We start from the raw sequence: 16,300 nt of genomic DNA, 5'->3' as shown, positions 1-16,300 counted from the left end.
ATTTTGCGTTATTGTATTACCCACACTTCGAAGAGCCACAATCCTTGCAAGTTAAACAGCCCTCTTGGTAAATAAGTGCTGTACTGTTACAATTCTCACATTTTTGTTTGTGTGCTTCAGTGCCATCGGCAATATAACGTTTTAGGGCACGGGCAACCCCATTTTTCCAGGTATTAATACTCTCGCTATCCAGTTGTAAACTATTAATAAGTTCTACAACTTTATCAATAGGCATTCCGTGACGTAGGGTACTACTTATCAATTTTGCATAGTTCCAATATTCTGGATTAAATTTATGCGAAAGACCTTCGATGGTGGTTTTATAGCCTCTTTTGTTTTTGTACTGAAAATCGTAACGCGACGATCCGTCCTCGTTTCTATTTTTAATAATTACACCTTCATTTACCCAACGCGGAATTAAAATTCCATCTTCGTCATCGGCAAAACCCGTAAAAATTTCATAAGGTTTTTCATCAATTAAGCCAATAAATGCAATCCATTTGTCTTTGTTATTCTGAAAGCGTACCACATCTGCAACCAATGTTTCTGGGCGTTTTGTAGGGAATGAAGTTAAGGTGTCAGCTTCTTCTTCGTTCTTTTCTTCGTTTGAAATTAATACACCAGAGCGTGAGCCATCACGATATACAGTAACACCTTTACAGCCTGCTTGCCAAGCTTCTAGATAGAGTTTTCCAACCAATTCTTCGGTTGCTTCGTTAGGTAAATTTATGGTTACCGAAATAGAATGATCTACCCATTTTTGTACAGCGCCCTGCATTCTCACTTTGCTTAACCAATCTACATCGTTAGAAGTAGCCTTATAGTAAGGCGATTTTTTTACAATTTTGTTTAATTCTTGTTGGCTGTAATTTTTGTCGGTAGAAATTCCATTTACCTCCATCCATTGCCTAAATCGGTGATGAAACACCACATATTCCTCCCAGCTGTCTCCAACTTCATCCACAAAATCTACCCGTACATTTTTATCGTTGGGATTTACCTTTCTTCTTCTTTTGTATACGGGAAGGAAAACAGGTTCAATACCTGAAGTGGTTTGCGTCATCAAACTTGTAGTTCCGGTTGGAGCAATGGTAAGAAGCGCAATATTTCTGCGTCCGTATTCAAGCATATCAAAATACAATTTTTCATCGGCTGTTTTAAGTCTAAGAATAAACGGATTGTTCTTTTCTCTTTCTGAATCAAATATTTTGAAAGCTCCTCTTTCTTTTGCGGCATATACCGATGCGCGATAGGCTTCTAATGCAACTGTCTTATGTATTTCAACTGAAAAATCAATTCCTTGTTGGCTTCCATATTTAATTCCTAAAGCGGCAAGCATATCACCTTCTGCAGTTATACCAATTCCTGTTCTTCGGCCTTCTTGAGCTTTTCTTTTAATGTTTAACCATAGGTTTTTTTCAACGGCTTTTACCTCGTCACTCTGTGGGTCGGCATCAATTTTTGCGATAATGGCATCTACTTTTTCCAGCTCCAAATCGATAATGTCATCCATGATGCGTTGTGCCAACGCAATGTGTTTTTTGAACAGTGGGAAATTAAAAAATGCATCCTTTGAGAAGGGCTCTTCCACATAGGAAAACAAATTAATGGCTAGTAAACGACAAGAATCATAAGGACATAGCGGAATTTCGCCACAGGGGTTGGTGGAAACGGTCTTAAAGCCAAGATCTGAATAGCAATCTGGAACAGACTCTTTAACAATAGTGTCCCAAAATAAGATGCCGGGCTCTGCAGATTTCCACGCATTATGTACAATTTTATTCCATAGCCTTCCGGCTTCTATATCTTTTGAAAACTTTGGGTTATCACTATTTACGGGATATTTTTGGGTATAGGTTTTGCCATCTTTTACAGCTTGCATAAAGGCATCATCAATACGTACCGAAACATTGGCACCTGTCACTTTTCCTTGTTCCATTTTAGCATCTATAAAATCTTCAGAATCTGGATGGTTGATAGAAACTGAAAGCATTAAGGCTCCGCGACGCCCATCTTGAGCAACTTCACGGGTAGAGTTTGAATAGCGCTCCATAAAAGGAACAATTCCCGTTGAGGTAAGTGCCGAATTTTTAACCGGAGACCCCTTGGGTCGAATGTGTGATAAATCGTGACCCACTCCGCCACGACGTTTCATTAATTGCACTTGTTCTTGGTCTATTTTTAAAATGCCCCCATAGGAGTCGGAATCCCCTTCATTTCCAATCACAAAACAATTGGAGAGGGAAGCAATTTGATAAGGGTTGCCAATACCCGCCATAGGACTTCCTTGTGGGACAATGTATTTAAAGTCTTTAATAACTTCAAAAACAGCTTCTTCACTTAATGGGTTAGGGTATCGTTGTTCAATTCGGGCAATTTCTCGAGCGATACGCCTGTGCATATCGTTAGGCGTTTTTTCGTAGAGATTTCCTTCGGAGTCCTTTATAGCGTATTTGTTAATCCAAACACGGGCAGCGAGATCGTCTCCTTTAAAGTAATCGACAGAAGCGTTAAAAGCTTCTTCTTGGGTGTAGGTTTTTTGAATTTCGGCAACTTTATTTACTTGCATTGGGAGGTTATTTTGAAATGTTTTTTTGGAATTATTTTGATAGGTAAATATAATGAAATTGTCGCTATATATTTTAAAATAAAAAAATAAAAGTTTACAAATAATGTTACATAAAATACTAAAAATGAGCAATATAAAATTTTATTAACAATTAAAAGTTTACAAATTTTGAAAACCAATTGTATTTGAGAAGCTTTTTGCTGGCATAATATTTTTCTTTGTAAAATGTGATAAAAATCATTATTTACGAGAAGGTTTATTTAATATATTTGCTAGGTGAAGAATGTAATTATTATAGTGGCTTCTGTCTTTATCCTTACAAGGCCTTTATGGCCCGTGGTAGAGTATGTAATAAACTATAATTACATTATTGAAAAACTTTGCGAGAATAGGGATAAGCCCGAAATGAAATGTAATGGAAAATGCTATTTGGCAAAACAATTTGCTAAACAAGCCAGTGAAGAGGATAGAAATCCATTTAAAGGCAAAACTTCAAAAATTGAGATACCTCAATTTATAATCTCAGAAAATATAGAGGAGTTTACATTTGCTTCGGAACAAGAAATGAGCTCCAAAACAAAAATCAATTATGTTCCAAATTTGAATACTTCACTTTTCACTTCAAAAATCCTTCACCCACCTAGAGTTTGATATTTTAAGTAACGGTTCTTACCAAAAGGTACTGGGATGAACTCAGTACAGCCTTACTTTTTTTATTTATCAAAACAAATACATAATGAAATTAACTATAAAGGCATTTCCTTTAAAGGGAATGCGTATGGAATACTTTTGGTGTGCCATATTCTATGGAATTTTTATACCAAAATTGTATTCTCAAGAAGTCCAAGCAGACAGTCTGAAATTGGTACAGCTCAACGAGGTCGTGTTGATTTCTGCAGGAAAGCAATTGGACTATCAAAAGCAGCAAAAACCATTGTCAACATTAGATGAGTTTTTGGAATCATCGCGTAGTATCAACATGGTAAAACGAGGAGCTTATGCGTGGGAGCCAACAATGAATAATATGGCTTCCGAACGATTGGCTATAACCATAGATGGGATGCAAATTTTTGGTGCTTGTACCGATAAGATGGATCCAATTACTTCCTATGTGGATGTGTCAAATCTAGCGGAAGCACAAATTGGATCTGGACAGCAAGGGGCCGTATTTGGAAATACCATTGGTGGCGGAATTAACTTAAAACTGGATAAAAGTAACTTTAGTGCAAAGGGATGGAATGGTTCTTTGGAAAGTGCTTTTGAAGGCAATAATGTCATGTATGTTTTAGGAGGAGATTTGAATTATGCTACCGAAAAATTTTATGTGAATACCGATGGAATCTATCGTAAAGCAGAAAATTACTATGCTGGAGGAAATGAAGAGGTCGCTTTTTCGCAATATGAAAAATACAATTTCTCCATCAATTCTGGTTTTAAGTTGGCAGAAGATCAATCTATTTCGGCAACCCTTATTTATGATGAAGCCAGAGATGTGGGATATCCCGCTTTACCTATGGATGTTTCCTTAGCTCAAGCCTTAATTAGTTCGGTGAGTTTTAATCAAGATTCTTTGTTTTCTAGTTTTAGTAATTGGGAATCAAAAGTGTATTACAATACGATTAAACATGTGATGGACGATACTAACCGCCCAGATGTTCCCATACATATGGATATGCCGGGTTGGAGTGAAACAGCAGGGTTCTATTCGCAGGCAAATTTGATGAAAGAAAAGCATCATTTTTTCTTGAAGTTGGATGGTTTTTACAATAAGTCTTACGCAGAAATGACGATGTATCCAACCAATAGTGATGAGCCGTTAATGTTTATGCTTACCTGGCCCGATGTGCGTACTAAGGATGTTGGATTCTATGCAGAAGATTACATTTCATTTAAAAAGTCTTCTCTTAAATTATCAACACGTTTGGCATATCATTCCAGCTCTGTGGCAGATGAATTTGGGCTGAACAGTTTAAAAATTTTCTATCCAGAGATGGACGAATCTAATACCCGTTTTTTGAAAAGCCTTTCAGTCCTTTATCATAAAATGCTGAATGATTTTCATATTAATGGAAGTATTTCTTACGGAGAGCGAGCGCCATCGGTTTCGGAAGGATATGGCTTTTATCTCTTTAATAGTTTTGATAACCACGATTATATAGGATACCCAGATTTAAATACCGAAAGTTCTGTAGAAACGAGTTTTTCTGTAACCTATAAAAAGCCAATTTTTGAAATTACTGCAAGTGCAAATTATTTTCATGTCTCAAATTATATCATTGGAGAGGTGGATAATACTCTTAGCACCATGACCATTGGTACCGAAGGGGTAAAAATTTATACAAATCTGGACTATGCGCGGCTTTTTAATACTACGCTTTCAGGAAAGTATGCTATCTCAAACGCCTTTAAATGGACTGGACAGATTTCTTACCATCGAGGAGTTGATCATAGAAATGAAAATTTGCCACTTATTAGTCCGCTTTCGTATAGAAGTGCACTTAATTTTTATAAAAATCAATATTCTGCTTCCCTGTCCTTATCTGGGGCTGGAGCGCAAACAAATTATAATCCAGCTTATGGAGAAACTAAGACAGCAGCTTATGCGACAATTTCTTCAAGTTTTGGGAAGCGATTCTTTTTAAAAGAAAACGATCTTTTTGTAAAAGCAGGTATTGAAAACATTTTTGACACAAACTATTCAACCTATACCGATTGGAATAACATTCCGCGTATGGGGAGAAACATTTATTTAACTGTTTCATATTCAATAAATTAATTTAACATAAAAAATAAAACACATGAAAACAATAAAATATTTATCCCTACTATTTATCGCAGTATTTACCTTAGCTTCTTGTTCAAAAGATGACTATGATGATACTATTGTAGAGACAGACCCCATGGAAGCCTATAACTTACTTAAAGAATTTGTTTATACCGATCATACGGTAGAGTTATATTCTGAAAAAACGCTTATAACGACAGGGTACAATTCATTTTTTGTTAGAATAAAAGATATATCAACCAACACGTTTGTTGAAAATGTAAACCTATCTTGGATGCCGATGATGCATATGGAAACCATGATGCATTCAGCTCCAAAGTCGGTTCTTACGGCTACCGAAACTCCTTCAATTTACAATGGATTTATTGTATTTCAAATGCCTGGAAATACCACCGAGTATTGGGATATTACTTTTAATTATACCTTTAAGGGAGCGCAAATTTCGAAAACGGAACAAATTGAAGTGCAAAGTCCAGCAGATGTTTTAAGCAAAGTAAGTTCTTTTATGGGAAGTGATGATACGCGTTATATTTTGGCTTATGTTGCTCCTACTACTCCAGAAGTGGCAATAAATGACTTTACCGCGGTATTATACAAAATGGAAGACATGATGACCTTTACCAATGTAGAAAACTATAAAGTGACAGTAGATCCAAGAATGCCTGGAATGGGAAATCATTCTTCACCTAATAATGAGGATTTAACCTATAATGCTAAAAATGGAATGTACGAAGGAAAGCTGTCTTTAACCATGACAGGGTACTGGAAAGTAAATTTAAAACTGTTAAATGCGGCTAATGAAGTTTTAAAAGGGGAAGATGTCACCGAAGATAATCTAGAAAGTAGCCTATACTTTGAACTAGAATTCTAAACGTTAATTACTTATATTAATCGTAAAGACTGTAGTAATACAGTCTTTATTTTTTATATTTGACGCATGAACTCGAAATGGTACTTGAGTATATTGGTCATTGCCCTTGCTTTTTTTGGAAAAAGCTTGGAGCAAAAACAAGCACCTAACCAGGAAATTCTAGTTCAGTTTAATGAGGATTTTGTAAGCACTTCTGAAACAGAAGCAGCCGTTGAAACTGTAAAAAAGCAATTACAGTCAATTGGAGTTAATGAGATTCAGGTTGTTACAATTCAAGATGGTTCTATTAAGATTACATACTATAGTGCAATAGATGTTTCGTTTGTTGAAGTACTTTTCAAGAATCAAGAAAATCTTTACTTAGCTTATGCGGGTGGACAGGAGAAGTCGGATTCTTCATCTAGTTTCCCTTCTTCAGAAAATGATAATTATATTCATTTAAACGTAAACGAAATTCCAGATAATTCTAATCGTGATATAGGGTTTAGCGGAGTTCTTGTTGAAGTTAAATTTGTGCGCGACCAATTTGAAAATCCAATTGCGTATTTCGGTACTTCTGAAAAAGATTTCACTTTAAAAAAATACAGTGAAGTATTAAATAAGAATTTGTACTTTGATGGTACAATTATTAAAGAAAATACTTCTTATAAAATTCCAGAGGTAAGGGCAGGGCCGCTATCCTAGGAATATCTTTCCAAATTACCATAGTTTAAAAGTGAGTGTATTACAGGAGTACTACTCTCTTTCAAATAAGCCTTTTAAATTCAAATTTAGAAGCCTTTTCAAATTAATTTTATTCATTCATAATAATTGTCAGATATAACGGTAAGTAATATATTTGCCCGTTTTAAAAATTTGACCAAAAAAAATATACACATGCAAAATAAAGGACTAGTTACCGTATTTGCGATTCTTTTCGGATTGGTGAGTTTATACCAATTATCCTTCACATTTATTGCAAATAAAGTAGAAGACAGAGCAAAAGAATTTGCTACAAGTAAATTTGATGCTTCGCAACCAGCAGAACGTGCTGCAGCAGAAGCGCAATATTTAGATTCTGTAGCGACACAAACTCAATTTTTAGGAATTGATTATAAAACAGCTAAGGAGAAAGAGCTAAACAAAGGTCTTGACCTAAAAGGAGGTATTAACGTAATTCTTCAAGTTTCTGTAAAAGATATCTTGGCTGGATTAGCGAATAATACCAAAGACCCTGCTTTTAACCAAGCATTGGCAGATGCCACTGAACTTCAGAAAAATTCACAAAGTACCTATTTGGAGTCATTCTTTGAGGCATTTGAAGCTTTACCGGGTGAAAACAGATTGGCTTCGGCAGATATTTTCTTCAACAAAAGTCTGGAAGGGCAGATTGAAAGCAATATGACCAATGACCAAGTAAAACCGGTTATTGCAAGAAAAATTGATGAGTCTATTGCTTCTGCTTTTGAAGTACTACGTAAGCGTATTGATAAATTTGGAGTAACACAACCTAACCTTCAACGTTTAGGTAGTTCTGGAAGAATTTTGGTAGAGTTACCAGGGGCAAAGGATGTAGAACGTGTTAAGAAGTTATTACAAAGTACCGCTCAATTAGAATTCTGGGAAGTAGTAAAAGAAGAAGAGATTAGCTCTTTTATTGTGGAAGCAGATACCAAATTAAAGGAACTTTTAGCAGGTAAAAAAGACACTACTTCTGTAGTTGCTGATTCTACGAAAACCCAAGATGGAGATGATATTGAAGAATTACTAGGAGGTGAAGAGGTGGACGAAACTGCTACAGCCGAAGAAACCAACCCTATTCTTTCTAGAGTACTCCCAGTAAGAGCTAGTAACCCAGGAATAGCTAGTTTTTTCATTAAAGATACTGCCGTTATCAATAGCTATTTACGTATGCCAGAAGTACGTTCTATGCTCAGTAATGATTTAAGAAATACTCAATTTTTATGGAGTATTCCAGAGTTTAGTGATGCACTTGGTGAAGAAATTACGAGCTTATATGCTATTAAAGGAAATAAAGAAATGACCCCACAATTAAGTGGTGGTGTTATTGTAGATGCACAACAATCCTATAACCAAGCCGGTCGAGTTTCTGTGACCATGCAAATGAATGGAACAGGAGCGAAGATTTGGGAGGATATGACAGAGTATGCATACCAAAATGGTACTCAAATTGCAGTAGTCCTTGATAATATTGTGTATTCTGCACCTGGGGTAAGTAGCGGTAAAATCTCTGGAGGACGAAGTGAAATTACAGGTGATTATACTATTGCCGAAGCTCAGGATTTAGCAAACGTTCTTCGTGCTGGTAAGCTTCCAGCTTCAGCAGATATAATTCAAGCGGAAGTTGTTGGTCCTACTTTAGGCCAAGAAGCTATTAACAGTGGGGTTCTTTCATTTATGATTGCTTTGGTAATTGTATTGCTGTGGATGATTTTCTATTACGGAAAAGCAGGAGCTTTTGCCGATGTTGCCTTAGCAGTAAACATTCTTTTTATCTTCGGAATATTAGCAGGATTAGGTGCGGTATTAACACTTCCTGGTATTGCCGGTATTGTTTTAACTATTGGTATGTCTGTAGATGCGAACGTACTTATTTTTGAAAGGATACGAGAAGAGTTAGATAAAGGAAAGTCTCAGCGTGATTCTATTAATGATGGTTTCAGCAATGCACTTTCTTCTATTTTAGATGCTAACATTACTACGGGTCTTACCGGTTTAATCCTGCTTATTTTTGGAACAGGACCTATTCAAGGATTTGCTACAACATTATTAATCGGTATATGTACTTCATTATTTACAGCCATCTTTATTACAAGATTGTTTATTGATAGTTATACTAAAAATGGGAAGCCTTTAACTTGTTCAACAGGGTTAACTAAAAACTTATTCAAGAATGTAAATATTAATTTCCTTGGAAAACGTAAAATGGCGTTTATCATTTCGGGTATTTTAATTGCAATAAGTTTAGGTTCATTATTTACAAATGGTTTAAATCAAGGGATTGATTTTGTTGGAGGAAGAACGTACACAGTGCGTTTCGATAAAGACGTAAATGCTCTTGAAATTCAAAACGATTTAATCGCTGCCTTTGGTAGTGCTGAAGCAAAAACCTACGGAGGAAATAACCAATTAAAGATTTCTACGAAGTATAAAGTTGACCAAACAGGAAGTGATGTAGATGTTGAAGTTGAAAAAATGCTTCACGAGGCATTACAACCAAACCTTCCTGCAGGAATGACTTATGAAGCATTTATAGCAGACGATGATGCAAAAACAGCTGGTCGAATGGAATATTATAAAGTAAGCCCAACCATTGCAGATGATATTAAAAAGTCATCTTTCTGGGCTGTATTGGGATCTCTAGTTGTCGTATTCCTTTATATCCTATTGCGTTTTAGAAGATGGCAGTTTAGTTTAGGTGCTGTTGCGGCGGTGTTCCACGATGTGCTTATTGTATTGGGGGTATTCTCGCTTACCTATAAGTTTATGCCTTTTAGTATGGAAATTGACCAATCCTTTATCGCTGCGATATTGACGGTAATTGGTTACTCACTTAACGATACCGTGGTTGTATTTGACCGTATTAGAGAATTTTTTAACGAACACACAACATGGAAAATGCCTAAATTAATTAATGGGGCATTAAATAGTACTTTAAGCCGTACTTTAAATACCTCATTAACTACACTATTGGTGTTATTGTGTATGTTTATTTTTGGTGCTGAATCTATTAGAGGATTGTTATTTGCCATTATGGTGGGTATTATTGTTGGTACCTATTCATCATTGTTTATTGCAACACCCATTTTCTATGATACAGTAAGAAAAAGAGGAATTGATTTAAGTGATAAAAAGGAGGAGGCTGAAACTGAAAAGTAAACCAGCTTAATTATAAAAATAAAAACCCGCTTTTTAGCGGGTTTTTTTATGAATAGATATTGTGTTTAATCTCTATTAAATGAGATAATGTCTCCAACCTCCAATCCCCATTGGTCACTTAGTCCAGCATTCACTTCAAGAGCATATTTTGCGGGTACTTGTGAAGGAATTGAGGATTCGTCAAAAGGTTTGGTGTTTTTTTGAATGCTAACCACTTTCAAATCTGAATTTACGTAAATGATATCCAATGGAAACTCAGTATTTTTCATGTAAAAAGATTTTCGCGCTTCTCTTTCAAAAATGAAAAGCATTCCTCTGTTTTGTTCCATGCTTTTACGGTACATTAAACCTGTTTGAGTTTCGTATTCGGTTTCAGAAATTTCAATTTCAAGAGTCGCTAAAACGGAATCATTTTCTGCCTTTTTCAGAATTAATTCACCTTCCTTTTTAAACGTAATTTCTTTAGTGAGTACTTTATTTTCTGAAGTATCCTTACAACTATAGGCTTGTAATAATGAAGCTAAAACGAGTATACTTATAATTCTTCTTTTCATATTAAGCGGTCATTTTTTTTGATGAGGTCATCATTAAATATACTCCAGCAATAATAAAAGGAATACTTAACCATTGCCCAGTGGAAAGTATATTTCCAAGAGAATCTTCAAAACCACCTTGACTTGTTTTAAAGAATTCTGCAATGAATCGGACCGTCCAAAGTAAAATTAAAAACAATCCAAATATATAGCCTAATTGCTTTCTTTTTTCAGTTTTCCAATACACATACCAAAGAATAATGAATACAATAATATATCCAAATGCTTCATACAATTGTGCCGGGTGACGAGGGAAGTCTTCTCCCAGTTTTTCAAACACAACACCATAATCGGTACCAGTGGGATGACCAATAATTTCAGAATTTAAAAAGTTCCCAAATCGAACAAAAATAGCACCGGCTGCTACAGGGATGATTATGCGATCAAAAATCCATAGAATAGGCTTTTTAAGTACTTTTTTATTGTACATTAACATGGCAATAATAACACCAATGGCGGCTCCGTGGCTTGCTAAGCCTCTAAAGCCAGTAAACTTAAATTCTGGAACGGTTTCAAATGGTAGAAAAACCGAAAGTGGGTCTTCTAAAAATAGTTCTGATTGATAAAAAATAACATGACCCAGTCGTGCACCAATTAGTATAGCAAGTACCATATAGATAAATAAACTATCTAATTTTTCTAAAGGAATTCCTTCACGTTTGTAAATGACTTTCATAATAAACCAACCCAAAACAAAGGATATTACAAACATAAGGCTGTAATAATGAAGCGTGTAAAATCCAAGGTCTAACCCTTCTGAAGGATTCCAAGTAAAACTTAAGTAGTGCATAGTATTCTAGAATGAAGGGTAAAGATAGAAAACCCTAAAAATTAATTGATACTTATTCCTTTTCTTTTTTTGGGACAGGGTCGTAACCGCTACCGCCCCACGGGTGACAACTGCTTATCCTTTTTATCGCCAACCAACTTCCTTTAAAAAACCCGTGAACTTCTAGCGCTTCTTTTGCGTAATGAGAGCATGTTGGTGAATACCGACAAGTCGATGGGAAAATAGGCGAAATAACTTTTTGATACACCTTAATCAAAAACAAAAAAGGGTATATCAATACTTTTTTCACGTGATTTTTAATTTAATGAAAAAGTGGTTCCTTCTTTTCCGTCTTTTAGCTGAATTCCCACTTCTTGCAATTGGTCTCTAATCTGGTCGCTGGTAGCAAAATCTTTGTTTGCTCTGGCTTGATTTCTCAGTTCAATTAACAGTTCTACCGCTTCTGAAAGTTTATTGCCATCATTCGAGCTAGTTTCAGAAATATCTACCAATCCCATCACTTCAAAAAGAAAATCATGCATTGTTTTTTGAAGTAGTTCTAGATCTGAAGCGGTAATTTCGGCTTTTCCTTCTTTCAAAGAATTTATAAATTTTGTTGCTTCAAATAATTGAGCAATAAGAATGGGACTATTAAAGTCATCGTTCATAGCATCATAGCAGGATTGACGCCAGTTTGGAATATCGAAATCACTTTTGTTTGAAGGTGTAATTTCCGAAATACTACGGTAGGCATCCATCAATCTAAAAAAGCCTTTTTCGGAAGCTTCCAAGGCATCATTCGAAAAGTCTAAAATACTTCGATAATGCGCTTGGAACATAAAAAACTTTGCTACTGTAGGGGCAAAAGGCTTGCTTAGGATGTTATTTTCTCCACTAAATAGTTCGTTTGGTAAAATGTTATTACCCGTAGATTTTGCCATTTTTTTACCGTTAAGGGTAAGCATATTGGTATGTAACCAATAATTTACAGGACTCTCATGATTACAAGCTTCGGCTTGGGCAATTTCACACTCGTGATGTGGAAATTTTAAATCCATACCGCCTCCATGAATATCAAAATTGTTTCCAAGATATTTGGTGCTCATGGCCGTACATTCAAGATGCCAGCCAGGAAAACCGTCACTCCAAGGAGAAGGCCAACGCATGATGTGTTGCGGTTCTGCCTTTTTCCAAAGGGCAAAATCCTGCGGATTTTTCTTTTCACTTTGTGCGGCTAATTCGCGCGTATTAGAAATCATATCTTCAAGATTTCTTCCGCTTAATTTACCGTATTCATGATCTTTATTAAATTTTACAACGTCAAAATATACCGAGCCGTTTATTTCGTACCCATAGCCTTCATTGATGATTTTTTCAATGAGTTGAATTTGCTCAATAATATGTCCTGTAGCGGTTGGCTCGATACTGGGAGGTAATGCATTAAAGGCATTCATAACTTGATGAAAATCTACCGAATAAAGTTGTACCACTTCCATAGGTTCTATTTGGTCAATTCGTGCTTTTTTCAATATAGGATCTTCGCCGCTTTCTCCATCATTTTCAAGATGACCAACATCGGTAATATTGCGTACATAGCGAACTTTATATCCTAAATGCTTAAGATATCGAAACACCAAATCGAATGACAAAAACGTACGACAATTCCCTAAATGAACATTGCTATAAACTGTAGGTCCACAAACATACATGCCAACAGCGCCTTCGATAATGGGTTCAAATTTTTCTTTTTGTTTAGACAGAGAATTATAAACAGTAAGTTCTTGATGTTTGTATAGATGCATTAGAAAGGGTTAAGATGAAGGTTAAAATTCGGTTTCAAACTTAATATAATCAAGAAATTCACGACGTACTTGGGGGTCTTTAAATTTACCGCCAAATTCACTTGTAACAGTGCTACTATCAATATCTCGAATTCCTCTAGAATTTACACATAAATGCTTCGCGTCTATGACACAGGCAACATCTTGGGTGCCTAGAATATCTTGCAATTCTTTCACAATTTGCATAGTTAAACGTTCTTGAACTTGTGGGCGTTTGGCATAATAATCTACCACGCGATTCATTTTTGAAAGTCCTACCACGGTACCGTTAGAGATGTACGCTATATGGGCTTTTCCTACAATAGGTAGTAAATGGTGTTCGCAAGTAGAGTATAGTGTGATGTTTTTTTCAACAAGCATTTCACCATACTTGTATTTATTTAAAAATGTTGAAGCCTTTGGTTTTTTGTCTGGATGTAATCCTCCAAAAATTTCCTGAACAAACATCTTTGCAACGCGGGTTGGTGTCCCTCTCAAACTGTCATCCTTTAGATCCATTCCTAATGTTTCTAAAATATGCTCCACATCCTTTTTTATGGCTGCGATTTTTTCTATATCACTCATTTCAAATGCATCGGCTCGTAATGGAGTGTCTGACGAACTTCCAACATGATCATTTCCTAAAGCTTCTATTTCTTTTAATTGCTTTTCTAAATCCATAGATTATTTTATTGGCTACTTAAAAAGTATGAAATGCAAAGATACGCATAAGACCATACCTAAGAAAAAAACCACGGTCATTTTAGGTAAATATGTTCTTGTTTTTCATATTTTTTAATACTTTTAGAGACTTATAACCAACTTACTATGAAAAAAGCATTACTTGCGCTGGTTTTTATATTACCATTTTCTTTATTTTCACAAAATGTACAGTTATTTCAACAATTTAATGGTCACTACGACTTTACGGCAGTTGGGAATACTTTAAACGCTTCACCTAACCCGTGTTTACTACAGCCAAGTAGTTCTGAAGATTTAAATTTAGGTCCTACTCAAACATTTTTATCTGCACATTTATACTGGTCTGGGCCTTGGGAAAATGCTCTAGGGGGTGATTATAATGTTACGCTGAATGGTTCAGCCGTAACCGCTTCGAGGGATTTTCATTTAACAGCAGGGACGGGTATTAATTATTTTGCTGCTTACGCAGATGTAACGAGTATTGTGGCAGCTAATGGGAATGGTACTTACACTTTTAGCGATTTAGACATCAATTTAGCAGCTACAGGAGCTTGTGGTAATGGAACTGATTTCGCAGGATGGGCCATGTATATAATTTATGAAGACCCTGCATTGCTACAAAATCAAATTAGCTTGTTCGATGGTCTTGAATATATTTCAGCAAATAATACAACCCTTAATATTCAACTAACCGATATTGATGTAAGTTCGGATATTTTTTCAAAAATTGGATTTTTAGCTTGGGAGGGAGATGCTTCAATTGCCAATGGTGAATCTTTAATAATTGAGGGGATATTAATTGACAATCCTCCTTTAAACCCTGGTAATAACGCATTTAATGGAACGAATACCTATACAAATTCGAATACACTTTACAATATGGATTTGGATTATTATTCGTTGGTTGGAATTGTGTCCCCTGGATCTACAACAATTAATATAGATATTACATCTCAACAAGATTTTGTAATGATTAATAATGTCATTACTAGTGTTAATTCTGAATTGCCCGATGCAACCATTGGGATTGACGGTACAGGCGTGTTGTGTGAAAATCTGAATAACATGAATGTTGACTATACGGTATATAATGTTAATAGTACCGATATTCTTCCTGCAAATACACCTATCGCCTTTTATGCCAACGGGGTGTTGGCGGGACAAACACAAACGGTAAATGATATTCCTATTGATGGTTCTGAAAGTGGCTCCCTTATTATTAGTATACCTGTAGGAACACCTGCTGTATTTACCCTAACAGCAGTAGTTGATGATATTGGTAATGGAACTGGTATAGTAGCCGAGACAAATGAAAGCAATAATGAATTTTCAGTGCAAATAGACCTTTCCGAAGCCGTAGATTTATTTGGTCCTGATATAGAAAGTTGTGTGGGGATGGTTGTTGTACTTGATACAGGAATTGCAAACCCCGATTTTACTTGGACGTGGTATCGAAATGGAATTTTAATTCCAGGTCAAAATGGACCAACATTATCGGTTACTACTAGCGCCAATTATAGTGTAGATGGCGTGGAAGGAATTTGTCACATTGTAGATGACGTTAATGTAAATTTTAACCCTCAACCTGTTGCCAATGAACCTGAACATCTTTACCAATGTAATGATGGCACCAATCCAGGAATTTTCGACTTGACGTTGAACGATCCAAATATTATGGGAGCACAGGACCCTACAATATTTAGCATCACGTATCATGAAACTTTTTTAGATAGTGATACTGGAGCAAATCCTATTGCCAACCCTGCAAATTATGTCATGATTCCTCCTGCACCCCAAACTATTTATGCTAGAATTGAAGGGCAGTTAGGAATTTGTTATGATCTTACTCAATTCGAATTGCGTTTCCCAATGGCTATGCCTGGGAGCGTTCCTACTTTTGAAGTTTGTGATCAAGACCAAACAGGAGATGAACCTATAGATCTATCTTTTGAATTTGACAACTTTGTTTTAAATGGTGAAACAGCGACATTTTATGATATTACTTACCACACAAGTCAAGCTGATGCGGATGCGGATATAAATCCCTTGCCAACTCCTTACTTTGTTCCTGTTCCAGGTCAAACTATTTATATACGTTTAGAAAATATACGTTATAGTCCTGCTTATACGTGCTACAATACAACTACCGTTGATATTATAGTACATGAAGTGCCTTTGCCAAACCCCAACCCCGCTCCTTTAATTTTATGCGACGACGACAATGATGGGTTTATGGAGTTTGATTTGAGTATGGCGGATGATGATTTAACGGGTGGTGATCCTGATTTGGTAGTGACCTATCATGGGACGAT

The 16,300-nt window shown here is 35.8% G+C and carries 12 protein-coding genes; 6 read left to right on the top strand and 6 right to left on the bottom strand.

The window, feature by feature from the left end:
- Window positions 1–16: 16 nt before the first annotated feature.
- The gene (locus KXJ69_RS11175) at window positions 17–2,569 is read right to left on the bottom strand and encodes an adenosylcobalamin-dependent ribonucleoside-diphosphate reductase (RefSeq protein WP_219053202.1); all 2,553 of its coding nucleotides are present in this window, start codon (window positions 2,567–2,569) and stop codon (window positions 17–19) included.
- A gap of 276 nt (window positions 2,570–2,845) precedes the next feature.
- Here KXJ69_RS11175 and KXJ69_RS11170 point away from each other — a divergent pair, with 276 nt between their 5' ends.
- The 5 genes from KXJ69_RS11170 (at window position 2,846) to secDF (ending at window position 10,104) form a co-directional block, all read left to right on the top strand.
- Window positions 2,846–3,220 (top strand): hypothetical protein, encoded by a 375-nt coding sequence (locus tag KXJ69_RS11170; protein WP_219053201.1) that lies wholly within the window; start codon window positions 2,846–2,848, stop codon window positions 3,218–3,220.
- Window positions 3,221–3,305: 85 nt separating this feature from the next.
- Entirely contained in the window at window positions 3,306–5,345 is a 2,040-nt protein-coding gene (locus KXJ69_RS11165) for a TonB-dependent receptor plug domain-containing protein (protein WP_255571328.1), read from the top strand.
- 22 nt (window positions 5,346–5,367) lie between these two features.
- On the top strand, window positions 5,368–6,225 hold the full coding sequence (locus KXJ69_RS11160) for a hypothetical protein (protein WP_219053200.1): 858 nt from the start codon (window positions 5,368–5,370) through the stop codon (window positions 6,223–6,225).
- 66 nt (window positions 6,226–6,291) lie between these two features.
- The gene (locus KXJ69_RS11155) at window positions 6,292–6,909 is read left to right on the top strand and encodes a hypothetical protein (protein WP_219053199.1); all 618 of its coding nucleotides are present in this window, start codon (window positions 6,292–6,294) and stop codon (window positions 6,907–6,909) included.
- Window positions 6,910–7,101: 192 nt separating this feature from the next.
- The gene (gene secDF, locus KXJ69_RS11150) at window positions 7,102–10,104 is read left to right on the top strand and encodes a protein translocase subunit SecDF (RefSeq protein WP_219053198.1); all 3,003 of its coding nucleotides are present in this window, start codon (window positions 7,102–7,104) and stop codon (window positions 10,102–10,104) included.
- 65 nt (window positions 10,105–10,169) lie between these two features.
- Here the strand turns inward: secDF and KXJ69_RS11145 are convergent, their stop codons facing one another.
- The 5 genes from KXJ69_RS11145 to folE are packed head-to-tail and all read right to left on the bottom strand — an operon-like array spanning window position 10,170 to window position 13,967.
- Window positions 10,170–10,658, bottom strand: a complete 489-nt coding sequence (locus KXJ69_RS11145) for a DUF192 domain-containing protein (protein WP_219053197.1) — start codon at window positions 10,656–10,658, stop codon at window positions 10,170–10,172.
- A 1-nt stretch (window position 10,659) separates the two neighbouring features.
- Entirely contained in the window at window positions 10,660–11,487 is an 828-nt protein-coding gene (lgt, locus tag KXJ69_RS11140) for a prolipoprotein diacylglyceryl transferase (protein ID WP_219053196.1), read from the bottom strand.
- 52 nt (window positions 11,488–11,539) lie between these two features.
- Window positions 11,540–11,776, bottom strand: coding sequence for a membrane protein insertion efficiency factor YidD (yidD, locus tag KXJ69_RS11135; protein WP_219053195.1), 237 nt, complete (start codon window positions 11,774–11,776; stop codon window positions 11,540–11,542).
- A gap of 7 nt (window positions 11,777–11,783) precedes the next feature.
- Window positions 11,784–13,268, bottom strand: a complete 1,485-nt coding sequence (cysS, locus tag KXJ69_RS11130) for a cysteine--tRNA ligase (protein WP_219053194.1) — start codon at window positions 13,266–13,268, stop codon at window positions 11,784–11,786.
- 21 nt (window positions 13,269–13,289) lie between these two features.
- On the bottom strand, window positions 13,290–13,967 hold the full coding sequence (gene folE / locus KXJ69_RS11125) for a GTP cyclohydrolase I FolE (RefSeq protein WP_219053193.1): 678 nt from the start codon (window positions 13,965–13,967) through the stop codon (window positions 13,290–13,292).
- Window positions 13,968–14,114: 147 nt separating this feature from the next.
- On the opposite strand from folE, the gene KXJ69_RS11120 reads away from it, so the two are divergent.
- A partial coding sequence (locus KXJ69_RS11120) for an FIDD domain-containing protein (protein ID WP_219053192.1) occupies window positions 14,115–16,300 on the top strand: 2,186 nt, incomplete at its 3' end.

Origin of the sequence: Halomarinibacterium sedimenti, from assembly GCF_019312585.1 — a bacterium.
GTDB lineage: Bacteria > Bacteroidota > Bacteroidia > Flavobacteriales > Flavobacteriaceae > Halomarinibacterium > Halomarinibacterium sedimenti.
This window is presented reverse-complemented; position numbering and strand designations above follow the sequence as displayed.

Coding starts and splice junctions, on each gene's coding strand:
- cysS (WP_219053194.1), bottom strand. CDS start 13,268: ATGCATCTATACAAACATCAAGAACTTACTGTTTATAATTCTCTGTCT.
- KXJ69_RS11165 (WP_255571328.1), top strand. CDS start 3,306: ATGAAATTAACTATAAAGGCATTTCCTTTAAAGGGAATGCGTATGGAA.
- KXJ69_RS11160 (WP_219053200.1), top strand. CDS start 5,368: ATGAAAACAATAAAATATTTATCCCTACTATTTATCGCAGTATTTACC.
- lgt (WP_219053196.1), bottom strand. CDS start 11,487: ATGCACTACTTAAGTTTTACTTGGAATCCTTCAGAAGGGTTAGACCTT.
- folE (WP_219053193.1), bottom strand. CDS start 13,967: ATGGATTTAGAAAAGCAATTAAAAGAAATAGAAGCTTTAGGAAATGAT.
- secDF (WP_219053198.1), top strand. CDS start 7,102: ATGCAAAATAAAGGACTAGTTACCGTATTTGCGATTCTTTTCGGATTG.
- KXJ69_RS11145 (WP_219053197.1), bottom strand. CDS start 10,658: ATGAAAAGAAGAATTATAAGTATACTCGTTTTAGCTTCATTATTACAA.
- KXJ69_RS11175 (WP_219053202.1), bottom strand. CDS start 2,569: ATGCAAGTAAATAAAGTTGCCGAAATTCAAAAAACCTACACCCAAGAA.
- KXJ69_RS11155 (WP_219053199.1), top strand. CDS start 6,292: ATGAACTCGAAATGGTACTTGAGTATATTGGTCATTGCCCTTGCTTTT.